Raw genomic sequence first — 25,047 nt, 5'->3', positions numbered from 1 at the left:
GTTCAGGCTCGCACCAGATAATCGCCTTCACCAATCCAGGTATAGGTCGTCAATTCCTGCAACCCCATCGGGCCACGTGCGTGCAGGCGATTGGTTGAAATTGCCACCTCGGCACCCAGACCAAACTGACCACCATCGTTGAAGCGCGTGCTGGCATTGACAAAGACAGCAGTGGCATCAACTTCACGGGTAAAGCGCTCAGCACTGATCGGATCGCCGGTCAGAATGGCTTCGGAATGACCGCCGTACAGAGCGATATGATCAAGTGCTTCATCAATGCTGCCTACAATCTTGATTGCAACGATCAAGGCCAGAAACTCGCAGCCAAAATCGGTTGGGCTGGCCGGTTTCAGGTTCCAGGCTTCGTGCCCAGGCGCATCGGCGAGGATGGCCAGGGCTTCCAGATCACAGCGCAACTCCACGCCGTGCTGAGCGAGGGCAGCGGCTACCAGCGGCAGAAAGGTCGATGCCGCCGCCCGATGCACCAGAAGCGTATCAAGTGCATTGCAGGCACCCGGACGTTGCACCTTGGCATTGACAATCACCGGTACAGCGCGGGCAAAGTCGGCACTCGGCTCAACATAGATATGGCTGACCCCCATTCCCCCAACAATCACCGGCACCGTCGCGTTTTCGACACAGAAACGGTGCAGACCGGCACCGCCGCGCGGGATAATCATATCAACGTAACGGTCGAGGCGTAGCAATTGCCGCACCAGTTCACGGTCGGGATCGATAATACTTTGCACAGCAAACGCCGGCAAACCGGCCTGTTCCAACGCCAGCGCAATCACCTCTGTTGTTGCCGCCACACTGCGCGCAATATCACTCCCACCACGCAAAATAACGGCATTACCGGCCTTCAGACAGAGCGACGCAATATCAACGGTCACATTTGGGCGGGCTTCGTAAATCGCACCGATCACCCCAATCGGCACCCGCCGTTTATAGAGGCGCAACCCGGACGGCAGTTCACGCCGATCAAAGATTTCACCAACTGGATCAGGCAAAGATGCCACTTGCCGACAATCGCCGGCAATCGCCGCCAGACGCGCCGGCGTCAGCAGCATGCGATCAACAATCGCCGGTGGCGTCCCACCCTTTTCTGCATCGGCGACATCGGCAGCGTTGGCAGCCAGAATCTTATCTTGTCTCGCCAGCAATCCATCAGCAATTGCGCACAGGGCTGCATTTTTCTGTTCAGTTGAGAGCTTCGCCAACGCACGAGCCGCCGTCTTTGCCCGGCGGCCAATTGCTTCCAGGTCAACCATCGTGCGATCCTCCCCGATCCTGCTCGTCATAGCGACGTCGTTCCGATTCCAGGTAGTCACGGGCGCGCTCGAAGCGGTCTGCCAGTTCACCGCGTTGATATGCCTGCCAGAGCAACCAGACCGCCGCCAGGGCCAAACTACCGCCAATGATCATCAGCGGCAAGAGCGCCCCTACGAAGAGGTTGGATGTTGCGACAACCACCATTGCGGCTGCGCCGAGCGCAAATGCCCATCGGCGACGCGATCCGACCGCACTGCGGCGGAATTGATCGATTAAGAGCAGGCCGATGACGAGCGCAACAACAACGCGAATAAGCTCAGGACTCATACCTTGATCCTACGGTCTTCTATTTTCAGCATTGTACCACGGACAACCCGCCCGGTGGTAAGCGTCAGGCTGATGTGAATGGGGATAGAATGAATGTGCTGGCGGCGATAGTATGAAGGTCGCCTTTGTAAATGCCCGTTACATCGACGCTCGTCGCCAATAGGCGAGAGTACTCTGCGCTGAACAACATCCGTTCACCGAGCGGTTTGACCGTGATTGCACTCGTGTCACCAAGATTTTCCAATCTTGACTGGCACTGGGGGCGGGAACCACGGGTGGCGGAAGGTGCCGCTGGCGTGCACTGGTTCAGGCGGTGAGCGCGCTGGAGGGGTGCGCTCCCAGGGTCTCACCCCCACCCTGACCCGCCCCCGCTGGGGGCGGGAACCATGGGTGGCAGATGGTTCGGCTGGTGCGCACTGGTTCGGAGTGGTAGTACCAAATCTGAAAAACACAATGCTTGATGGGCAGGTGCGTAGGGGCGGGTTTAGAACCCGCCCCTACGGAACCCGCTCCCCCGCAATCATCCAGATGACCCCACGGATCGTACCGGAGAAGACGGCCAGCGACGGATGCCCGCATAGTCGGGGTCGGGCAGTGATGCACTGTATCACGCAAGGTTTGATATGCTACCCTGCTGGAAGCAGGCACGACGGGTTGGTGCAGGTGGCGAGCGCGCCCAGGGGATAGCCCCCACCCTGCGCTGCCTCCGCTGGGGGCGGGAACTACTGAGGGTAGCCCATGCAATGGCGCACCAGCGATCTCTCGCAAGCTGTCAGGCTGTGCAACAGCCACCACGCCCGGTTGGGCGAGGTGATTGGCGGTGCTGGATCAAATCCATCAAGTCACCCCACCACATCCCCCACCGGGGGTAGACCGTGCGTAATGGCGCGCCAGCGATCTCTCGCAAGCTGTCAGGCTGTGCTACAGCCACCACGCCTGGTTGGGCGAGGTAATTGGCGGTGCTGGGCTAAATCCATCAATCTGACAAATCAAGACTTGTGGTACTATACCATGATAAGGCGATGATGCCCGTCGTGGTGACGGGCATTTTTGTGTGCTTATTTCAGAAAACGAGGTGAGGGCTATGTCCGTTGGGGTGGCTTACACGCTGACGTTGCGCTGCCAGATTGAAAATCGTCCTGGGATGCTGGGGCGGTTGACCACCTTGATCGGCGAAGTCGGCGGTGACATCGGTGCGATTGACATTGTGCGCGCTGAACGGAACATTCTGGTTCGCGATATTACGGTGCGCGTACAAGACGAGCAACACGGGGAGCAACTGGTAGCAGCAATTAACACGTTGCAGAACATCAAAGTGCTTCAGGTAAGTGACCGTGTCTTTCTTACCCACCTCGGCGGCAAGCTGGCCACGCAGAGTCGCGTACCTCTGAAGACGCGCGATGATCTTTCGCTGGCCTACACTCCCGGTGTGGCCCGTGTCTGTCGGGCAATTGCCGATGATCCGGAGAAGGTGTACGCACTGACCTGGAAAGGCAACAGTGTGGCCGTCGTGAGCGATGGTTCGGCCATTTTGGGGCTGGGCAACCTGGGGCCGGAAGCGGCGATGCCGGTGATGGAGGGCAAAGCGATTCTGTTTAAAGAATTGGCGAACATCGATGCGGTGCCGATCTGTCTGCGCTCGCAAGACCCTGATGTGATTGTGCAGACGGTTGAGCAGATCGCGCCGAGTTTTGGTGGCATTAACCTCGAAGATATTGCTGCTCCAAATTGTTTCATTGTCGAGGGTCGGCTCGAAGAGAGTCTCGATATGCCGGTGATGCACGATGACCAGCACGGGACAGCGGTGGTGGTGTTGGCCGCGCTGCGCAATGCGGTACGGATTGTCGGCAAGCGACTGGCAGATGTGCGTGTGGTTGTAAATGGGATCGGGGCAGCCGGTACGGCGATCATTCGCACGCTGATCGAAGCCGGGGTTGGCGAAATTACTGCGGTGGATCGGTTTGGGATCCTGGTCGAAGGTGATCATGCCCGTCAGACCCCGATGCAGCGGATTATTGCTTCACAGACGAACCGGGAACGACGGCGCGGTGATTTAGCGGTGGCGTTGCGCGGTGCCGATGTCTTTATTGGGGTCTCGAAGGGCAATATCCTGACGCCCGACCATATTCGGGTGATGAGTAGTGATCCGATTGTCTTTGCGCTGGCCAATCCGATCCCCGAAGGCGATCCTGATATGTTGCGTCAGTATGCACGTGTGGTTGCAACTGGCCGCAGTGATCAGCCAAATCAGATTAACAATGTGCTCAGCTTTCCCGGTATCTTCCGTGGTGCGCTCGATGTACACGCAAGGCGTATTACCTCGGCCATGCGGCTCGCTGCCGCCGAAGCACTGGCGACGGTGATTCCACCGGAAGAGATGAATGAAGATTACATCGTGCCTAGTGTGTTTAACCGGCAGGTTGTGCCGGCCATTGCTGCGGCTGTGGCACAGGCGGCGATTGCTGAAGGGGTGGCGCGGCGAACGCATATGCCGGGTGATTAGCGGGTTGAACGGTGCGACACGCGACCGGTATCGAGCATGGGCGTGCGGCAGCACGGCTGCCGCACGTCAACTTACGCGCCACGATCATCGTTGGGTGTAGCGAGGTTATGAACCGCCATTGTTCAACCACGTGCGCCATTGCGCTTCGAGCGCTGGCAGATCAATCCCGTAGACCCCCTGATAGTCGGCACTACCGGGTGTGCCTGCACCACTACGGTAGAGATCATCAAAAGCTGCCCGACCGTATGTGATGATCAGATACTCGACAAAGCTGGCCCACTGGTAATAGAGGGTATTCATCTCGGCTGCTGGTCGACCGAGGTGGCTGGCAACCAGGGGAAGCGATGGCCGAGTACCGACAAATGTGCGAAAATCAGGCATTTGTCCCAGCCAGTAGCGCCCTGCCCCCCAGGTTGCCCAGCCTTCAAGCAAGATCGGATCGCTTCGGAGATGAGCAGCACCGTAGTAGTCGTGGGCCAGTTGGTGCACGAACTCGTGGGCGAGGATGTTGACGGCACGCGAGGGTGGTAGGGCAGAGCAGGTAAACACCTGCACCTCCCGAATATCGGTATAGGCCACGCCGTGCAATGCGCAATCCGGTGAAGCATTGATGCGCACTGCAATCGGTGCTGTCAGGTTGATCGCTGTGCGCTCACTGACATACGCCAGTGCGGCATAGAGATCGGCGGTGATGGTCTCAATGCTGACGCTGGCGGGCAGTGCCTGCGGTGCGACCGTGATGCGTAGCAGATCAGTGTTTTGTGGCAGAGCATCACCGCTAAGCACTGGTACCGCAGCGACGACATTGGCTTCAGCAACGAGTGGGGCCAGGCGCGGCGGTGATTGTTGCATGCGCACAACGATGATCGTCGCCGCCAGGCCGATCAGGAAAAGAGCGATTGTGATCCAACGTGATCCCAAACCCATTGCATTATCTGTGGCCTAGCCACGCTCCTTATTCGCTGATGACCTCGTACCGTGCCCGTTCGCTGGTGTGTGGTGTCGCTGCGATTACGACCAAAACGCCGCGCTCGCCGGCGTTGAGGGTTGCGGTTGCGACTCCGTCGGCATCTGTTTCCAAAACATCAACTGACATCTGACCATCGGCGGCTGTGCGCACCAGGCGTAGTTCCCACAACTGGGGCAGATCACCGTCGATGCGGACAAATCCTGCCGCTTCCCAATCACCGGCGCCGGCTTCGACATCATCACGAAAGCCGATTTCGGGAATGGCGATGTTGTCGATCAGGATGCCCGGTGCGTGGACTCCCTGGTCGTTAATTGACCAGAAGCGGAGGAGAATCTCCTGACCGGCAAAGGGGGTCAGATCCATCTGCTCGGTCACCCAACGTCCGCGCAGCCCGTCTTCAACGTTTGCCTCGGGACGGCCTGAGACACCGGTGAGGCCGTGACCGTAATTGACTCCTTGCGGATCGTAATCGGTCGTCCAGCGTCCGGGCAGCGTCTCCCAGGTCTGCCCACCATCGGTTGAAACGGTCACAAAGGCGTAGTCGTAATCATCTTCGATCTCGAACCAGGTATCGAACGTCAGTGTCGCAGTATTCACACCGCGCAGATCGACAGAACGGGTGAGCGTGGCGACGCTATCGTCGCTGCGATTACTCCACCAGGCGTAGCGACCGCGTGGCATCTGACCGGCGATACGCACCGTCTGATCGCCGCGGAAGGTCACTGTGCGGGTATTGCGGGGAAGAGCGAGGTAATCAACACCAAACTGGACAATATCGTCGCTATAGCGATTGTCGATTGACGTGGGGCGCACCTTTGCCGGTAACAGATTACTCAATTCGGTGCCGGTGTCGTAGGTGTAACGTCCATCAGCAACCCGTGGATCGTTGATCAGGTTGGCAACCGCCCAATCGGCCATCAACTGGCGAAAGTGGGTGATGTCGGGGCGGATGGGTGCTGCCAGCGCGACAAACGCCTCAAGGTTATTGCCGGCGTTGGCGCGAATCAACGGTCGTAACTGCTCCTCGCCGGCATATTGGGCATAAATGTAGCGCATGAAGAGGTGGGCTGCACCATAATGCGCACCTGACTGACCGGGAGCAAAACCCCAGCCGGTCAACTGAAGGTCGGTATTGCGCAGGTACACCGGAATAAAGCCCTCGCTCTGAAAGCCGTTGAGGTCTTCGGCCAACTGCGACATCCCTTCATTGAGCCACAGCGCACTGCCCGGCTGTTCATTCTGATGGATCATGTGCTGGAACTCGTGCGCCAGTACATCAAGGTAGGTATCGCTGTCAAACGGCATCAACTCGATGTTCATAAAGAACATCTCGCGCTCGTTGCTGTAGCGATTCACCTGACGTGGCAGCGAGTCGCTCGACGAATAGTAGCCGAGAATCTGACGACTACGCTCAACAGCATTCAGGATGGTAATCCGATTATCGCCATCGACACCGGGTTGAACTTCGCTGCCGAAGATTTCGCGTGTTCGCGGATAGATCTCGTTTTCAAAGGTACGGGCAGCGCGTTCGAGAGCGGCCTGGTTGTAGGGTACCCCCTCCTCAACATACATCAAGACAATTGGTCCGGCATAACGCAACTCGGCGGTGATCTCATACTGGGTGTCGTCGCTGAAATCGGTTACGAAGAACGAACGCCGTTCCCCGACCTGTACCGTAAGTGGCTCTGTACGGGCCACGTAGGGGCACTCGGCGGGGGCGGGCCGGCAGGCACCGAGCTGGCGAGCCAGCTCTACCTGATCACGGGGCAGGCGATTGACTGCATCGAGCAGGGCTATCTCGTCCTCATTGGGTTGCTCTTCAGACGTGGTTGGCGTGCCAACGGTAGTTGGTGGTCGGGGTGGCGCATCGGTCGATCCAACAACCGGTGTGATGACCGTGGTTGGTTGCTGGGGTGGTACGGCAGTCGATTCGGTGACCGGCGTGATAACTGTGGCTGGGGTAGAGGGCGGTGTTTCAGTTGGCGACAGACAACTGCTGAGCAGTACGAGCGCTATAACAACTATCAGCGAGGTTCGTTTCATAGTGATACGCAATCAGTATTTCGGTGATGCCATAGTTTAAAGCTGGAAACAGAGAGGTCTTTCCTTTATAACCACCTTCAGCATAGCAGAGCTGTCAGTAAAGTTGTTTTGTTGTGAGTATATCGTTTGCCAGGAGTTAGAGTCGGTGCTGCTATTGCAGCCAGGCCGGTTATTTACGCACCCTGTCAAGCATTATTCCGAGCAACGGAACATGTTTGGGCAGAGACATTCATCTGAAACCTGATTGGGTGGTGGCGTGCTGCCGCAAGGGATTGTCGAGCAAGTACCTCGCTGATAATGGGCTAACACAAACAGCACTACCTTGTTGTGTAAGGGCGACAGAACTGCAAACAACAAGAACGTGCCTGTTCCAGACAAGAGTATTCTACCGCAAAAAGGGCACCACTCGCCATTGAGTGATGCCTGGAATAGGGAGGAAATCTATGTCAACGCGCTGCGCAGATGTGACTTACGCCGCCATCGCTGTGTTACCACTGCGATTGGCCATCGCACGCAGGCGCGAGATACGCTTGTGGGTTTCGGGGTGGGTGCGGAAGAGGCTGGCCAGGCCACCCAGCACCGGATTGACAATGTACATGTGTGCCGTCGCCGGACGTGCTTCATCCATTGGCATCCGCCCAGCAGCCCATTCCAGCTTCTCAAGGGCACTGGCTAACGGCAATGGATTGCCGAGAATCTGCGCGCCGCCGGCATCTGCCATGTACTCACGCGAACGCGAAATTGCCATCTGAATGATAAGGGCCATAATTGGTGCCAGCATGGCCGTCAGGATGCCACCAACCAGTCCGGCAACGCCACCACCTTCTTCTTCATCATTACCACCGAAACCGGCGAAGATCATGCTCCACATCACCATATCGGCCAGCATACCGATAGCACCGGCAATAGTGGCTGCGATGGATGAGATCAGGGTGTCACGATGCTTGATGTGTGCCAGCTCGTGTGCGATGACGCCGGCCAGCTCCTCGCGTGTGAGCAGGCGTGCAATCCCGGTGGTTACGGCTACTGCGCCGTGCGCCGGATCACGACCGGTAGCAAAGGCGTTGGGAGCGTCAGTTTCGATGATGTACACGCGCGGTTTGGGAATACCAGCCCGCCGTGATAGCTCTTCCACCATCGCATGAAGCTCAGGTGCCTGATCGGGTGTCACTTCCTGCGCACCGCTCATCTTGAGTGCCAGTTTGTCGGAGAACCACCAGGCACCCATATTCATCACGACAGCCAGAACGAGCGCGATGATCATCCCAATCTGACCACCAATTGCACCACCAATCATGATGAAGAGACCGGTGAGCAGTCCAAGCAAACCAACGGTCTTCAAACTATTTACCAGCATTGTCACGGCAGTTCCTCCACTTTATACTACGATCCTGCACAGGATGTCGTTTTCGCACTGCCAGTATATTGCATCGCAACGTTCTACCAAAGGGGGGGCCTCTCCTATTGCATTGGGGAGAAGTTCCCAAGCGGTAGGAAGACTGTGAGCGAAGAACTTAGGGCAGGGGTTATGCACCACAGAGACACGGAGGGCATAGAGTATCCAGTAGCAGGGACGCTACTGTACGGCGGGCTTCAATCTCTATACCAGCCTCTGAACAGGGAGATACATCCCTGCCCTGCACCCTGAACGGTTGGGGCAGGGAGTGGGTATATCCAGCTATTTCCCGCTTCCCAATCCACTCTTCACCTTTGATTGATAGCAGGGAATGGGGAGGCGAGGGTGACAGCGGGTAGATGCAGGCATCGCCGCTATAACGGCTTCAGTCCCGCTTCAATCTGTGCCCGACGCGGTTCGAGGAAGGGGGGCAATGCCAGTCGTTCGCCCAGTGCATCAGCAGGCTCATCAACGGCAAAACCCGGCTCGTCGGTGGCCAGTTCAAAGAGGATACCGTTTGGTTCGTGGAAATAGAGACTGCGAAAATAGTAGCGATCCACAATACCGCTGTTCGGAATGCGTAATTCGCGGAGGCGCTGGGCCCAGGCCTGGTGTTCGGCAAACGTTGGCACCCGGAATGCGACGTGGTGTACGCCGCCGGCACCGGGTTGCGCCGGGGGGAGGTGGGGCTGGGCAACGACATGTACCTCGGCTGCCGGGCCACCTGTCCCCATAGCGTAAACGTACACGGTGTCGTCAGGGTATTCAGGGTGAGGATAACGACGCTGTAATTCCATTCCCATAACCATACGGAGCACGGCATCGGTCAGACCGGGTCGGGCAACGCTTAACATCACCGGTCCCAGCCCACGAATCTGGTGTTCGACCGGCACCGGACTCTGCTGCCAGGGAACAAACTCACCGACACCGCCATCATCAACGAGCATCAGGCGCTGACCTTCCGGGTCTTCAAAGTCGAGGGTGAGTCGGCCATCGCGCAGCACAACCTCACCAACGGGAACACCCTCGGTGCGCAGGCGTTCGGCCCACCACTGGAGCGTCTCAGCACCATTGACGCGCAAGCCGGTACGAACGATGCTGTGGGTGCCGCGTCGTTCACGGGGTAATGGCCAGTCAAAAAAGGTGAGATCACTACCGGGTGAACCAGCACCATCGGCGTAGAAGAGATGGTAGGCACTGGTATCGTCTTGATTGACAGTGCGCTTGACCAGGCGCATCCCAAGCACACGGGTATAAAAATCGTAGTTCTGTTGAATGCGTGCAGAGATGGCAGTGACGTGATGAATGCCTGTGAGTTGAAGCATAACGTTGAAATGACTTTCTAGCTAAGGCGTGCTAACGCAGATCTGGGGGTGGTACCAGACCACGCTGAACTGCGACGATAGCCGCCTGAGTACGATTACTCACGCCGAGTTTCTGAAAAATCTCGCTCAAGCGATTACCAACCGTCTTTTCGGCCAGACTCAACTTGAGCGCAATTGCCCGATTGTCGTCACCTTGCGCGAGCAGGGCCAGAATATCGCGTTCTCTGGGGGTAAGCACTTCGTTGAGCGCCGGTGAGGTATCGTTACGACGCAGCAGATCGAGTACCCGGGCAGCAGCACTGCCGGCCAGGGCAGCTTCACCACGGTAGACGACGTGAATCGCTTCGATTAACTCGGTGGCGTCGGCATCTTTTAACAGATAGGCATTGGCTCCGGCACGGAGTGCTTCGAGAACGGTTTGCTCATCGCGGTGCATGGTGAGCACAACACAGCGCGTTTGCGGGCTGACCTGTGCAATCTGGCGTGCTGCCTCGATACCGGTCATGACCGGCATCGAGACATCGAGCAGCGCGATGTCAGGTTTGGTAGTGCTGGCCGCTTCAACGGCGGCTGCCCCGTCACGCACCTCAGCCACCACTTGAAAGCCACCTTTGCGTTCTAAAATCTCGCGCAATCCTTGCCGAAACATGGTGTGATCATCGGCAATAAGGATGGTGATTGGATTGCTCATACATCCTCCATTGGAAGAACATCGGTGATGCGTGATCGGTCTCGCTCTCTTTCCCGGTCGCAGGAATGACACGATAGGCACGATGATGATTGACCGTAGGACTGATGCGATGACGACATCACCGGGCGTTTCGTCGGTGTTACTACATGCATCTTATCACGATTTGACAGTAACGGACAGGATTGTTATCGATAATCCGTGTGGTGACCGTAGCGGCGATGTTCTGGAGGTAGTGTGGGGTCAAGCTTGAGTCGGTGGGGGCGCACGGCCGTGCAAGCCTACCGGTACCGATAGCAATTGCCTATCACCAGATATGCGGCGAATCGTGACTATCTGTCCCATTCGCGACGAGCCGGAGATTTCACCTGTATGATACGGATGAACGTGTAGGGGCGGGTTCTAAACCCGCCCGGAACCCGTCCCTACAGCCGGTACAGATAGCCTTTCACAATGCCATCTGTAGGGATGCAGCGAACGAGGGAATGGCGTGTGCCATGCATTGTATGTTTCGGATACCAATTCAAGCGAACAAACATCTCTGAGAAATCAGGCCTCTTCGCGCCATTCCTACTCGCCGTACAGTTGGAGCAATTCGCGCCATTCACCGGCCAGTTCATCACGCCGGGCAGCGTAATAAACGTGGGTTACGCCCTGCTCATCAATGTACACCAGGTCTACCTGTGAACGCATTGGACGCAGGTAGCCGATGTTTCCCCACCAACGAACCTTCTCTTCGTCGAGCGGCATATCCTGGTGGTACATCCGGGCTGCATATTCACGCACCGTCCCCGGTTCAATGTCTTGCAAGCGCCACGGCGCACTACTCACATCACCGGTACGAAGATTGCGGAAGGTATAGAACCACTCACCATCTTCAGAGCGTGTCGCATTCACCACCTCAATACCGGTGCGCGGACGTGGTACCCGAATCAGCGCCAGCCAGGCCTCTGAGAGTTTCTCGCGTGGCACGTTGTTATATTCCTGGATTGCGCCTGTGTCTTTGTCCTTCATCACCAGATCGAAGCGTGGCTGACCTTCGGGATCAAGGGTGATGCGCACAATACCGCCTCGTCCGCGCCAGCGCACCCGGCGTTCTCCCCAGGCTTCAATGTCAGGAGGTGGGGTTGGGTCGAGCGTTCCCTCTTGATCAAAATCGTCCGCGTCGGTCTCAATCCGGGCGCCGGCCTCGTTCAAGAGACTCATCCATGCTTCGCCGAGGCCCCAATCGCTAACCCCGTAGAAAATATGGTCAATGACACCGTTCTGGTCGCGGTGAACGAGATCGTATTTGACGCGAGCGCCCTGGCGATAGGCGCGCCAGAGACCGAGTCGCCCGCGCCAGCGTACCTGGCTTTGCAGATCGATGCGGCCTTCCCGTAAATCTTCGTGACGGCTAATGGCATACGCCCACAAGCCCTGGGCCCGGTCACGGGTGACACCGGCAGTTGTGCGGAGATCACGAACCTCGTAGCTCCACGAACCACCGCGACGCTGGCTACTAACAATCTCGACCCCCGAACGCGGCAATTCGAGAGTTTCACCGTTGTCGAGCGGGGATGGTTCGCCGGCGGCAATCGCCTGGCGACAGAGCTGAATGATCTCGCTGCGATTCGCTACCACCGTCTCGTTATCACGGCGGATGTAGACTGCGCCGTTGCTGCCAACGTAGGGTGGCGGGTCTTGGGCTTTGACCTCAACGCGGATCACGTCACGCCCCTCGTAGTGCATAAGTTCAAATGATAGATATGGTTGGGGCGTAAGATGTTCGGCGACACTCTGCCGCAACGATTCGGTCGCCTGGTCGGGCCGATCAACACCGATCACTTTACCGCCGGGATCGCAGCCAATGATCAGCACACCACCGCCGATATTCGCCAACGCAGCCACATCAGGCCAGAGCGAAGCAGTTGCCGATGGATCGTTGACAGCGCGCAGTACCTGACGTTCCGTACTACCGCTGAAGCGAGCAACATCAAGCGACCACTGCTTTTGATCGCGTTTTGGTACCCGTACCCGATCAAAATCCTGACTTGAGAAAAGGGCTTTCAACGCCTCAAAACTACGATCAGGAAGCAACGCCTCGAAATAGCGATCACCGATGCCGTGGCGATGCGTGACCTGGGCTTCTGCTTCGGCTAAGCGACGGAGCCGATGGGCATCGCTTCCCTGAATGCAGAACATGCGGCGCTCGTAGTGTTCGGTTTTGCCGTTGTAAAAACCAGGCGAGGTAAACTTCTCGTGGTCGGTGTAGAAATTGATAAACTCAAGAGCGTGCAGATAGGGGCTTTGTGTCACGGCCACACGCGCCTGTCCGCTCGTGCCCATGCGCAAAGTTTCGGTGATAACACCATTCGGGCCGTTCGCGTGAGCAGCAATCACAATCCCACCGGCACGATGAATGATCTCGTAGGCTTCGGTGACATGCCGGGTGTTGGCAACACTACACACTCCGTGCTTGAGTACTTCAGCCGGGATACCGAGCTGGAGCAGCGTAGCTTCAATCAAACTGAGCGGGCGATTCGGCGGAAAGATACCGAGAATGTGCGCCCCAAAATGCGACGTGAATTCAAAACCCGGCAGGACAGTAATCTTCTCAAGTAGACGCCGATACTCGGCTAAACGGGCAGCTTCTTCACTGGTTAGCCGACCGGCTTTTTCCAGGGTGGTTAGAAATTCCAGTTCACGTTGGAACTGCTCATAACCGGTAACAGTATTGTGATCGGTAAATGCGATGATCTCAAGACCACGACGTTCAGCTTCCTGGAGAATATCAAGGTACGAAACGTTTGGTTCAGCGTAATCTTCAGAAGCAGGCGTGTGTAGATGCAAATCAACCCGAATCCAGCGCATCTCGTTGCGCTCTTCTCCTGTTGTTGTCATATCATTAAAACCTTAGACATTCAGATCTTTATCAAACATGTTTTTATAAGTTTTTCGTTTTTAGCCGTCTCTTCTCAAGATGATGCAGTGCTGTCGGGAGTTCCTCCTTCCCTGCAATGATGATAAACCTGCCAGGGCAGGGTTCTTCACGTTCACACAACCCTGTACTGATAGTATACCAGATTCAGACGCCAGAGCGTGACGCCTATAGATGCATATACCTCGTATGAATGCGTGAATGGAAGGTTTTTTTCATACAATCCTGTTGGTGGGTGTGGGTAGGAGGGTTGGGAAAATGCACCACAGAGACACGGAGGGTACAGAGCAACCCGTGCCCGCGCTCGCGGGTTCTGTCCGCTCTTCCCTCGACTCATCCCCTCAGCGGGAGATGTTGTGAGGGGGCAGGAGCGAGGTGATCGGAAGCCATCTGGAGCACGCCCATTTCTCACTCCCCACTTCCCCGATGGGAGCGGAGCGGGGCTGGGGAGTGAGGTGAGGGGGCCAGAACACCCCCACCCCAGCCCGCCCCCGCTGGGCTATGCATTACCCACATATCACGCTGCATTAGGTCGGACTGCAAGCGTTCCCCCTGGCGGCTCCCCATGGCGCAGGCTTCCAGACTGCGTGGAGACATCCTCGCCACCGCCGGCAGATGCTGGCCGTAGCCGCTGGTGCACAGGCACGAACCTGGTACAACTAAACGTCTACGCGCAGGTAGCTCATTCATGCCTGACCGACTCGATGATCGGCACGAGCACATTCAGCACCGCCGTGACCAGGATGGGTAAAGGTATGCCACGCGCCGGATCGTGAGCGCGGCTGGCGCGGCAGCATGGCTGCCGCACTCCACACCGCGCGACACGCACATGATGCGTGCGTAAGGCAACCCATTCAGCACGTGATACCACGGCTGGAGCGGCGCGCTGCCATCGGGCCAGTCGCCCACAACAGCACCCGTAACGATCATACCCGCTGATACGCACGTGGTTAATACCAGGTATGGGGAATGCATAGCGGGGGCGGGAGCGGGGAGGGCAGACGTGTGATCCAGGGCTTCCTGATAGGGTAGACGTTGTATTCGTTCATCTATCCTGGCCGTCCGTGAATGCCGCCAGGGATGGGAGCTTGCGCCTGGCTCCTCCCTCCAGCACTGGTACCGGCACCATGCGCGCCGGAGGCGCGCGCTCCCAGCTCCCGGCTGGGGAGCACACCCGTCATCACTCCCCCGACCCGCTCCCACACGTGAGCTATGTAATATCCGAGTTATGGGTGATGCATAGCCTAACGGGAGCGGGGCTGGGGAGTGAGGTGAGGGAGTGCGTGCTGCGCAGGTAGTGGATGGGGCGAATGTTTACGATCCCAGGAGGTATACCGGCGCTTGCGCGTCCTGGTGATTATCGGTCGAGGCGACGCTTACGTCACCCCGACCAGACCATTGTTTTCCGGCTGTTGAGGATGTCAGCTATGTGCTGTAGGCGAATTAGAAAAACAGCTTCGCAAACCGCAAAATACCCTGACTCCAGGGCACCCGGTGCGAGACGCCAGTTTGCTGACCAAACTGGTTAGCGTGCTCGACGTACCACTGGAAGTTGCGCACCAGCGCCTCTTTGTTGGAATACTTCGGCGTGAAGCCCAGGACGCGCTCGGCTTTTTCCACCGATACGAAGGAGTCTTCGGTGACTGTGCCATACGCCCATTTATACACCGGCGACAGCTTCAGTTTCTCTAAAATCGCCAGTGCCCACACCATCGGTGCTGCCGGGAAGGTGATGATCTTCTTGCCATGACCGGCGGCATCGAGTACGGCTTGAAAATCTTCTTTGATCGTGCCGAACTCTTTGGCACCGATGTTGAAGGTGTCGTTGACCCGATCACGGTCAAGTTCCAGACAGCGTACAATCGCTTCACAAAGGTCTTCAACATCGAGGAGCTGGTAGCGATTCTTGCCGTTCCCCGGTAGTGGGAAGTTGCGCCCATCCATTGCCCAGTCGTACAGCATTGCGAAGATGCCCAGCCGCTCTGGGCCGACGAACGACTTGGGGCGGAGAATTGGCACGCACATACCGGCACGCCGGAATTCGAGGCACAGTTCTTCGGCTTTCACTTTCGCCTCGCCGTAGGGGCCAACGCCGCTCAGGGGATCGGTTTCCAGCAGCGGGTGATGGTCAGGAATACCATACACGGCGGTTGAGGAGATGTGGACAACGCGCTCAACCCCGTGATCGCGAGCCGATTCGAGGACGTTGCGCGTACCATCAATATCGGTTGAGAAGATGTCTGCCGGCGAGTACAACGGCAGAGCTGCTGCGGTGTGAACGACGAAGCGCACATCCTTCATCGCCCGATCAACGGCAGCCCGGTCACGAATGTCACCCGTGTGCTCTTCAATCTGGTTGCGTTCGGGGTAATCAAAGGGGGCAATATCAAGTGAGCGCACGAGATACCCTCGCGCTAACAGGTAGCGCGTCAGGTTAATGCCCAGAAAACCGGCTCCGCCAGTAATTAAGACACGATCAGCCATAGGTTACCAGTCCTACTATTCGCTTTGTTGTAATAAGGCCCTGATCAGGGCACCACGTGCGATTATACCCGACAGTCGACCATCGTGATCAACGACCGGTAAGCGCTCGGCGTTATGGTCAAGCAACTGTTGTGCCGCTGAGCCGAGGCTGGCATCAAGTGCGACGGTAGATGGAGGTGGCTCGACCAGGGTGTCTATCGTTTGGCGAGCGCCGGGCAGTGCCGTCGCCGGCGTTGGTTGCGCACGTTGAATTGCTGCTAACAGTAGACTCCGCTCGTCACCCTGGAAATGATTGAGGACACTGGCCAGGCGTAAGGTGCCGACCAGACGACCGGCCTCATCAACGACGAACAAGAGTTGGCCGGGTGCTGTGATAAGTAGCGCAAGCGCGGTTGCCAGTGATTGGCCGAGCGCAATCCGGGCGGTAGCGGCCTGCATGACCATACGAACCTGCACACCTTCTGAAGTCTGGACAGCGGTGAGTGTTCGAGCTGCGGCCTGTAAGACCTCGCGCTGACCAAAGACTCCGGCCAGGCGGCCCTGATCATCAACAACCGGTATCTCGGTATATCCCCATTCGATCATCATCGTGAGCGCCTGGGGGATTGGTGTTGTCGGCGCAATTCCACACACCTCGCGGTTGACAATCTCGCCTACGCTTCGTCCCTTCAACGCTGCCACCAGTGCAGTGCCTTCCGCCGGTCCCAGTACTCTGAGCAATTCTGGAGCCAGGCGCAACCCTGCCCGCCACGCCAGTTCACGGGTCGAGATAACACCGATCACCGTGTTGTTGTCAATAACAGGCAGTACCTCTGCCCTGGCCGTCACAAAGTGCTCTAGGGCCTCAATAAGCGAGGCGTTATGCGCAATAGTTCTGGACGGCACCTGCATCAGATCGGATACCATCTGTTCAGCCCCGAATGGCCCGCCCGGACGTAGAGCACCCTGAACTACCTCGACCGGTTCAACGGTGATTAAAGCTGAAGGTGCCAGCTCGCCGATCAGGGGAAGGAGCCGTTTGATGCGACCGGCGTGATCAACCCACTCAATCACTACCGGCTGGCGGTCGGCAAGGGGAGGTACCTGCCGACGTGGCCCAAAGCCGGTCAGGGCTGCAATCACTGTCGCACCGGTTGCCCCACTCTGGCGCAATTCGGCTAATACTACCTGGTAAAGGGGACGATCTCCGCTCCGATCCTCGCCGTTCAAGTAGATTCGCACCCGTTGTACTGCTGGAGCCGCCATATTGTTCTCCTTAACCGGATTGATATGTGGATTGTTTGGAACGATCTTGCCTCATCTGAACCCGGTAGTAACAACTTCTATTGTCGCTCACAAGACTACGAGCGTACATGGTACAAAGGTCACTCTTGACAAAATGAGTTTTTGATGAGAATCATAATGTCATATAGTTTTTCGCAATAGTTATGTTCATTGGAGGCAGGTATGAGTCGGGAATTAACCCTCATCGGTGTGTCCGGTTCGCGAACCGGGCAACAGATCGTGGTCAACCGACGCAGTATGGTGATCGGGAGTGCCCGTCAATGCGACATTGTGCTGCATGACCGGCAAGTCCTCGAACGCCATGCCGAGATTGTGCAGGCTTTAGAGCGCTGGTTTGTCGCGCCACTCGACGGCAGTGCCCTGGTTGCGCTCAACGGTCAGCGGATTAGCTCGCGTCAACGTTTGCAGAATGGCGATCTACTCTCAATCGGTAGTGCAACTTTTAAGGTGGCCGACCGCTAGAGCGGTTGAACGGTTCGTGACCTGCCCCCTCAACAACGAGGGGGCAGGTTTTTTGCATCCTAGAAACCAACATCGATAATGGTTCGTCCAGTGCGATCCTGGAAAAAACCAACGCCATCCTGTATCAGACCGACGTAGAATCCCATCCGTGTTTCACGTTGTAAGATACGCACCCGGCCAATAATCTCGGCCTCTTCGCCTGGGTACAGGAAGTCTTCGACAAACGGTTTTGCCCACTCTTCGGGCGGACGGGGTGAAATAGCCCACCGGTATGGGTAGCGTTTGGGACCACCACCGCTGTTGGCGTCCCAATCCATGCCCACTCGCCAGAAGCCACCGGCTTGCGCAGCGTAGATGCCGTCTTCAACCGAAGAGAAGACTTCATCGGTCGTGTATTCGTAGCCGCTCGGTGGCCCGTAGGTGCGGATGGGCACGGTGCCGGTGTTTCGTACCCGGATAGTGACCGTAATGACCTCGCCTAGCATAACGCGCTGGGGGGCAATCATCGAGTAGACGATCCGTGCTTCGGGTTGACCAACGTCGGCAAGGGTGATTTGCCCCTGACGCTGTACCACATTGCCGAAGCCATCTTCTGCCCGTACTGTGTAGGTGTAAACACCGGCTTCGAGGAGCGAACCGTTGGGGCGTTTGCCATTCCAGACGTGACGCTGCTCGTATGGCCCCTCTTCTTCGCGGGTGACGACCGGAATGATTTCGCCGTTCGGTGCCTGTACCTCAATATTGACGGTGGCGCTGACCGGTAGGCGATAAGTAAATTCGGCGACATCATCTATGGCATCAGCGTTGGGTGAAATAACCGGCGGCCAGACCATCAGATTTTCGATTTCGGGTGGAGCAATCACATCGCCTTCGATGCTCAATGGCAGACGGCGTTCATCGCTGTCATTACCATCAGCCGCACGGGCAGCTACAACCAGCGTGTATTGTCCAGGTGGTAGTAGTCGACGTAGTACCTGCGGGTCGTCGGTTGGAACACTGCCATCAAAGCGCAGGATGTATGGATCGTTTGCGGCTGCTCGTGGCTGTGCCCGGCGCAGGTCATACCGTTGTCCATTCGCATCGAGGATGTAGATATCAACCAGGGCGGATCGCCCAATCTCATAGCTAATCGCTAATGGGGTATCGCGACCCGGATTGTACCGTTCGGCGGTTGCGCTGACTTCCCCCAGGATGGGGGCTGCTGTGCAGCCACTCAAGCCACCGATTACAAACCAGAATAGCACGATACCAATCATCGCGGTCAGAGGGCGTACTGTACGCCACACACGATCATGCATAGTGATCTCCCGTGTTTACCTACCCTCACCTCATCCCAGATTCGCTCTGTTATGAAGCATCCGGTTGAGGGGTAAGGGTGTCAGGTGTGAAGATTGCATCGACGTATATTAATCGGCAACCGGCGGTCTGGCCGGTGCCATTTGACGTTGAAGTGCATAGCCGCCGATCAACGATGGCACAATCGCGATTGCAGCAAGCAACGCGGCAACGCGCATTGCTATATCGTAGCCGCCGGCCAGAATCGGTGGCGGTGCCGCAGTGATGGGAGTCACCGGGCCGCCGTTCAACGCAAAGATCTGCGATGCCCATATCGCACCGGCCAGAGCAATGCCACCGGTTTGGCCGACAGTGCGGACGACCGCCAGTAAACCACTCGCCACCCCCAATGCCTCTGGCGGGGCGTTGCCTAACACTGTACTGTTATTCGGGCTTTGGAACAAACCTACTCCAAATCCCAGTAATATCAGAAAACTCAACATTTGCAGCGGTGGTGTGACCGGTGTGGTCGTACTCAGGCCCAGCAAGGCACATCCGGTCACCAGCAATCCGACGATAGTCAACACTCGCGGCCCAAACCGGTCTGAAAGCCGTCCGCTGATCGGCGAGGTGAGCGAGAGGGCAATGGGGAGCGCCATGAGCATCAAGCCGGTGCGCTGGAGATCAAACTGGTATACCAGTTGAAAGAAGAGTGGCGTCAGCAGCAGGTTGAAGGAAATACCAAGAAAGAGGATCAGCGCGGCCAGCAGATTGAGCGAGAAGGCCAGTCGGCGGAACATGCGCAATTGCAGCATTGGCTGCGGATGACGCCATTCCCACCAGACAAACAGTATTCCACCGATCAGCGAGGCTGCAAAGAGGCCGATCACGCGACTATCACCCCATCCCCACAATGGCCCTTCGGTCAGCCCCAGCAGGAGGCAAAACAGGGTGACAGCCATCAATACCGCTCCGATCAGATCAAACCGCTGACCGGGGCGCGTCGTGTGGTCGGGTGCGATTGAGCGGATGGTGAGCCACCAGCCCAGCACACCAATCGGCAAGTTGACGAAGAAGATCGCTTCCCAGCCGACGTACTGCAACAGCACGCCACCCAGGGCCGGCCCGATTAGAATACCGGCGGCGACGAAGGAGCCAATCGCTCCCAGCGCCATGCCACGTTCACGGGCAGGGAAGGCAGTTACCAGCAATGCCGGGCCGACGGCTTGAATCATTGCGGCCCCAATTCCCTGTAGCACCCGAAAGCCGATCAGGGCTGCAATCGACGGCGCGGTGGCGCAGAGCAACGAAGCGATGGTAAAGAGGGCAAAGCCGATCAGATACATCCGGCGTTTGCCATACATATCTCCCAGACGACCCATGATCAAGAGTGTGCAGACCAGGGTCAGTAAGTAGCCCAAGACCACCCATTCGACAACATTCAGATTGCTGGCAAACGCCTGTACCAGGGTGTTCAGAGCAATATTGACAATCGAGCCATCAATGGTCGAAACCAGCACACCGGTGCCGACCGCTGCTAATGCCCACCATTTGCGCCCTTCGTTCACACGCCACCTCGTCGTCGTATCATTGTTACCGGGTGCATTCTACCGCACAATGGCAGGAATGACGATACGTTTCGCCTTTAGTGTTGTGCCCGGCTGGATGATGCCCGTGCTTGTTTTGCAATGGGTATACAGTAAACCTTGCTGTGCCTCAGGATGGCTGCCGTGAACGCCAGCTTCGCTCTCCCTCCATACCGGCAACCGTGCGTGGTAGTGGCGTTCGTTGGCGGGATGGGTAACCGCACGCCAGGATTTGCCATCAGTGACCATACCCGGCGGCGCGTCTTTCCAGGTAGAGCATCGCGTCTACGGCTTTCGTCATCGGTTCAGTGCTCGCTGTACGGCGGCGGCAACGTCGAGTAGACCGGCACCAACACCGTTGCCGACCCCACACCGATCACCATCACTGTGGGTGTAAGGTCTGGCCGTCTCGCGCAGGATTTGTTCCGTGGTCTCAATATCGCCGATCAGGGCAGGGTTGGCCGACCAGATCAGGGCTACAGCGCCGGCAACGTGCGGTCCTGCCATCGATGTGCCATCGGCATAGGCATAGCTCTGTTCGGGAAAGGCCGAGAGGATGTTGGTTCCCGGCGCGACCAGATCGGGTTTGGGGCGTAAACTGCCATCGCTGGTGACCGGCCCGACGCTGCTGAACGGTGCAAGCTGGCCTGCGCTATTGACAGCACCGACCGTCATCACGTCATCGTAGATAGCGAGTGGCGCATTCAGTGAGCTACACGACGGGCCATCATTGCCGGCGCTGGCAACCACAAAGACTCCAGCCGCTCGCAATGCCTGTACTGCCGGTTGTAAGGAAGTCGGTGTACACCCTTCAAAGTCCGTCGGGCAGCCCCACGAATTGTTCAAGATGTGCGCCCCTCGCGTCGGGTCACCGTCACGGAAGGGATCGCCAGCGGGTGGGTACGGAGCGAAGAGGAATTGCATGCAGTCGAGATAACGCGGAGCGTTGCCGAGGTTGCGCGCCAGATTCACGCACCCGATCCAGGTTGCTTCGGGTGCGACACCAACCCGATTGCCGAGGATCGTTGCCAGGGTATGGGTGCCGTGACCACTGGCATCGTAAGGTTCTGGCGCATTGGTCCAGGGATCGAGCCAGTGGTAGACGTGATCGATACCATTGGGTGTCTGACCAGCATACGAATCACGTAATTCGGGGTGTGCGCCATCAACTCCCGAATCGGCCTGACCGATCACAATCCCTGCGCCGCGAATGCCAAGTGCCCAGACCTCCGGTGCGCCGATAGCGACCAGATTCCACGGTGTTTCATCTGGTGGCGGTTCATTCCCAACAGACGTTGACAATCCGACCGGCAATGGCCGCAGATGCGGTGCAGGCATCACCTCGGCTACCTCCGGCAATTGTTGCAGCCAGAACCGCACAGGAAGATCGGCCTCGACTTCGAGCGCATTGACGAGGTAGTAGGGCGTATAGCGTACTCCTATCCGGTCGAGTGTCGCCCGCAGATCGGTCTGGGTGGTCAAGGCATGGTTCGTCAGTCGTTGGTAGACGGCCATTCGTCGTTGATTGTAATCGGTGATGGTCGCCAGATCGCCCAGCACCGCCTGATCGCGCAACACCACAAACCAGCGGTCACCCTGTGGTGTTGCCCGACCACCACCGATGATCAGCGCTAGCCCGAAAACCGCCATCGCGCCAGCTCCAACCGCGTGGATGCGAGGATTGCGAACGAACTGCACGAGGAGAATCGCGATCAGGGCCAGGAGCGCCTGTCCGATTGCTGCCAGTACCGCGAGGTGAAAGCCTTCGGGAAAGCTGCTGAAGAGCAAGAGGGTGATCAGGGTGTCGGAGTCGGTGAGGGCCAGTGGTACCCCAAAGAAGAACATCCCGAAGAGGATGGTCATTGGGACGACCGTAGCAACTGCTGTGTGCCGGCCAAGGCTCAGGAGCAGCCAGCCACCAACCGGTGCGCTAAACAGGAAGAGTAGTGCGGTGCTGTTCACACCGAGTGCACGGCTGAGTATCAGGAGTAGCACACTCAGGCCGACCCCCTCAATCAGCCGGATAGTGATCGAGACAGATGGTTGTTGCCAGCTCTGCGGTGGTCGCCAGGCCAGCAGGCATCCGCCAACCCAGCCAACCAGCCCACCGGTCAGTAGCGCCAGACCGGTATCCAGCCACGAACCGGGGGTGCCAATAGCGAGCCAGGGCAGGCTCAGCAGCAGACCGCTGCTGAAGACAGCGGGCCACCAACGCCATTGCCAGGGAGAGCAACGGGTAAGGCGGGTAATGATGAGGGCGTAGCCGAGGCATATCCCCGCCTGGATCACCATCTGTAACTGACTCTCGGCAGAGGGTAGGAGACTGGTTAAGACCAGGATTGCCGGGAGGGGCAATCCGGCCAGCCAGCGCACAGCCGTATGCCGTAGGGTACCGCTGGTTAAGCCGAACCAGATGCCGGCCATCGCCGCACCGATAGCCAGACTGATCCAGACAATGATGATACGACCACCACTATCGACGCCAAATAGCCCTACGCCTATTTCGACCAGGCGCAAAAATCCATTGATGCCCAGCCCAAGGGTAACTACCGCAATCAGAAGGCATCCGGTAGCCCAGGATGGCTGATATTGCTCTGTCGTTAGGTTGTCTGAAGGTTTCATAATCCGTGATATACTTTAATCAGCAATGATGCGAACTGTCCCCAAATCTGCGCGCAGGAGGATAACTTCTCATGAACGATCAATCGCTGCCCGGCGTACCTGATCGTAATGATACCATTGCCGCTCAATGTATGCTTCCCACTGTATCTGATGACAAGCCGGGTCATGAGTGCGGTGTTTTCGGCATTGTCGCTGCCGATGCTGACGTTGCGCGCCTCACCTTTTTCGGTCTCTACGCGCTTCAGCATCGTGGTCAAGAGAGTGCCGGTATCGCGGTGAGCAATGGGCGGAACATTCGTTACTACAAAAACATGGGTTTAGTGGCGCAAGTGTTCGATGAAGAGAAGTTGCGCCCGCTCAGCGGTTATATGGCGATTGGGCATACGCGCTATTCAACCACCGGTTCATCAAAGCTGGAAAACGCCCAGCCGTTCGTTGTCGAGAGTGCATTAGGGCCACTGGCGGTTGGTCACAACGGTAATCTGACTAATGCTGCCGCATTACGACGTGAGTTGTTGCAACGCGGTGTCGGTCTGACCAGCAGCAGCGATAGTGAAGTCATTACGCAAATGCTGGCCGGTGGCGAAGGGCGTACCTGGGAAGAGAAGCTCAAGGTCTTCATGGTACGGGCACAGGGTGCGTACTGTCTTACCGTACTGACCCGCGATGCACTCTACGCGGTGCGCGATCCGTGGGGATTACACCCGCTCTGCCTGGGTCAGCTCAGTGACAATGGTTGGGTGGTGGCTTCGGAAAGCTGTGCTTTGGGGACGATTGGCGCTGAATTCGTGCGTGAGATCGAGCCGGGTGAAATTGTCAAAATTACGCTTGACGGCCCCCAGACCATCTCGCACCAACCGTCGCTGCGCACGGCAGCCTGTCTGTTTGAGTACATCTATTTCGCGCGTCCCGACAGCATGCTGCATGGAACGGTTCTCCACGCCATCCGGGTCGCGCAGGGGCGAGAACTGGCCCGCGAAGCGCCGTGCGATGCCGATATTGTGATTGCGGTTCCCGACAGTGCAACGCCGGCAGCAATCGGTTATGCACAAGAGTCGGGTATCCCCTACTCGGAAGGGTTGATTAAGAACCGCTACATCGGACGAACGTTCATTCAGCCTGATGATCGATTGCGTCAGCTTGGTATTGCGCTCAAATTCAACGCCCTGACCGATAATCTGGCCGGCAAACGGGTGGTGTTGGTTGATGATAGTATCGTGCGGGGCAACACCAGTGGGCCAATCGTGCGTCTGCTGCGTGAGGCCGGTGCGCGCGAGGTTCACGTGCGCGTCTCGTCACCACCCATTCGCCACCCCTGCTTCCTTGGCGTCGATATGGCAACCTATCCTGAGCTGATTGCCCATCGCCTGACCATCGAAGGCATTCGCCAGCATCTCGGTGCCGACAGCCTGGCCTACCTGAGCCTCGAAGGCTTGATTCGCTCAACCGGACGTGATCCTTCTACTTTTTGCACCGGCTGCTTCACCGGTCAATACCCGGTTGAGGTTGAGCTGGTTGACAAAGAGGTGTTTGAGGTGCGCTGAAGATAGATAGGCCCCGCCGACGCATATGTGGGGGAGTAGGGAGTGGGGAATTGGCATGTTCCGTATGGCGCCTGGTCACCTTGTTTCCGCCCCCCTCCCGACCTCTCCTCGTTGGGGGGAGGAGACGTGGGAAGTGGAAATGGGCATGCTCCAGATGACTTCCGGTCACCTTGCTCCCGCCCCCCCTCCCAACCTCCCCCGCTAGGCGGGAAGAGACGAGAGAAGGGCACCATCTATCAGTACTCTTGCTTCTACCTCCTATCTTCTATCTCCTATCTTCTATCTCCTATCTTCTATCTCCTATCTTCTATCTCCTATCTTCTATCTCCTATCTTCTATCTCCTAT

At 57.4% G+C, this 25,047-nt stretch carries 16 protein-coding genes; 3 read left to right on the top strand and 13 right to left on the bottom strand.

The genetic code is table 11. The features are described from left to right. Positions 1-2: 2 nt before the first annotated feature. Both CAUR_RS08475 and CAUR_RS08470 read right to left on the bottom strand, forming a co-directional pair. On the bottom strand, positions 3-1,271 hold the full coding sequence (locus CAUR_RS08475) for a glutamate-5-semialdehyde dehydrogenase (RefSeq protein ID WP_012257488.1): 1,269 nt from the start codon (positions 1,269-1,271) through the stop codon (positions 3-5). After that, complete coding sequence (locus tag CAUR_RS08470; RefSeq protein ID WP_012257487.1) at positions 1,264-1,599, bottom strand: hypothetical protein; 336 nt, start codon at positions 1,597-1,599, stop codon at positions 1,264-1,266. The genes CAUR_RS08475 and CAUR_RS08470 overlap by 8 nt, the downstream gene beginning before the upstream one ends. A gap of 1,084 nt (positions 1,600-2,683) precedes the next feature. Here CAUR_RS08470 and CAUR_RS08465 point away from each other — a divergent pair. Then, positions 2,684-4,102 carry a malic enzyme-like NAD(P)-binding protein gene (locus CAUR_RS08465; RefSeq protein WP_012257486.1) on the top strand — a complete coding sequence of 473 codons (1,419 nt, stop codon included), beginning with the start codon at positions 2,684-2,686 and terminating at the stop codon, positions 4,100-4,102. 105 nt (positions 4,103-4,207) lie between these two features. On the opposite strand, the gene CAUR_RS08460 is transcribed toward CAUR_RS08465, so the two are convergent. From CAUR_RS08460 to CAUR_RS08425, 8 genes are all read right to left on the bottom strand, one after another. Continuing rightward, positions 4,208-5,029, bottom strand: a complete 822-nt coding sequence (locus tag CAUR_RS08460) for a gluzincin family metallopeptidase (RefSeq protein ID WP_012257485.1) — start codon at positions 5,027-5,029, stop codon at positions 4,208-4,210. A gap of 28 nt (positions 5,030-5,057) precedes the next feature. Next, positions 5,058-7,115, bottom strand: a complete 2,058-nt coding sequence (locus CAUR_RS08455; RefSeq protein ID WP_012257484.1) for a M6 family metallopeptidase — start codon at positions 7,113-7,115, stop codon at positions 5,058-5,060. Positions 7,116-7,584: 469 nt separating this feature from the next. Further along, a complete protein-coding gene (gene htpX, locus CAUR_RS08450; protein ID WP_012257483.1) occupies positions 7,585-8,472 on the bottom strand; it encodes a zinc metalloprotease HtpX in 888 nt (295 codons plus the stop codon). 413 nt (positions 8,473-8,885) lie between these two features. After that, on the bottom strand, positions 8,886-9,836 hold the full coding sequence (locus tag CAUR_RS08445; protein ID WP_012257482.1) for a ring-cleaving dioxygenase: 951 nt from the start codon (positions 9,834-9,836) through the stop codon (positions 8,886-8,888). Positions 9,837-9,867: 31 nt separating this feature from the next. Further along, positions 9,868-10,527 carry a response regulator transcription factor gene (locus CAUR_RS08440; protein WP_012257481.1) on the bottom strand — a complete coding sequence of 220 codons (660 nt, stop codon included), beginning with the start codon at positions 10,525-10,527 and terminating at the stop codon, positions 9,868-9,870. Between the two features lie 567 nt (positions 10,528-11,094). After that, entirely contained in the window at positions 11,095-13,407 is a 2,313-nt protein-coding gene (locus CAUR_RS08435) for an RNA-binding domain-containing protein (protein WP_012257480.1), read from the bottom strand. A 1,480-nt stretch (positions 13,408-14,887) separates the two neighbouring features. Further along, a complete protein-coding gene (locus tag CAUR_RS08430; protein WP_012257479.1) occupies positions 14,888-15,928 on the bottom strand; it encodes an NAD-dependent epimerase/dehydratase family protein in 1,041 nt (346 codons plus the stop codon). A 15-nt stretch (positions 15,929-15,943) separates the two neighbouring features. Next, a complete protein-coding gene (locus CAUR_RS08425; RefSeq protein WP_012257478.1) occupies positions 15,944-17,173 on the bottom strand; it encodes a DUF190 domain-containing protein in 1,230 nt (409 codons plus the stop codon). Between the two features lie 201 nt (positions 17,174-17,374). Here CAUR_RS08425 and CAUR_RS08420 point away from each other — a divergent pair, with 201 nt between their 5' ends. Beyond that, a complete protein-coding gene (locus tag CAUR_RS08420; protein WP_012257477.1) occupies positions 17,375-17,674 on the top strand; it encodes an FHA domain-containing protein in 300 nt (99 codons plus the stop codon). Between the two features lie 59 nt (positions 17,675-17,733). Here CAUR_RS08420 and CAUR_RS08415 read toward each other — a convergent pair whose 3' ends face one another. The 3 genes from CAUR_RS08415 to CAUR_RS08405 all read right to left on the bottom strand — a co-directional run bounded on the left by CAUR_RS08415 (position 17,734) and on the right by CAUR_RS08405 (position 23,157). Beyond that, positions 17,734-18,972, bottom strand: coding sequence for a flagellar hook assembly protein FlgD (locus tag CAUR_RS08415; protein ID WP_012257476.1), 1,239 nt, complete (start codon positions 18,970-18,972; stop codon positions 17,734-17,736). Between the two features lie 108 nt (positions 18,973-19,080). After that, complete coding sequence (locus CAUR_RS08410; RefSeq protein WP_012257475.1) at positions 19,081-20,517, bottom strand: MFS transporter; 1,437 nt, start codon at positions 20,515-20,517, stop codon at positions 19,081-19,083. A gap of 315 nt (positions 20,518-20,832) precedes the next feature. Next, a complete protein-coding gene (locus CAUR_RS08405; RefSeq protein WP_012257474.1) occupies positions 20,833-23,157 on the bottom strand; it encodes a S8 family serine peptidase in 2,325 nt (774 codons plus the stop codon). Between the two features lie 71 nt (positions 23,158-23,228). Between CAUR_RS08405 and purF the strand changes: the two genes are divergently transcribed. Then, positions 23,229-24,701, top strand: coding sequence for an amidophosphoribosyltransferase (gene purF, locus CAUR_RS08400; protein WP_012257473.1), 1,473 nt, complete (start codon positions 23,229-23,231; stop codon positions 24,699-24,701). The last annotated feature ends 346 nt before the right edge of the window (positions 24,702-25,047 follow it).

It is taken from the genome of Chloroflexus aurantiacus J-10-fl, assembly GCF_000018865.1.
GTDB lineage: Bacteria > Chloroflexota > Chloroflexia > Chloroflexales > Chloroflexaceae > Chloroflexus > Chloroflexus aurantiacus.
Note: the sequence above shows the minus strand (reverse complement) of the source record. Positions and strands in the feature narration are given on the sequence as shown.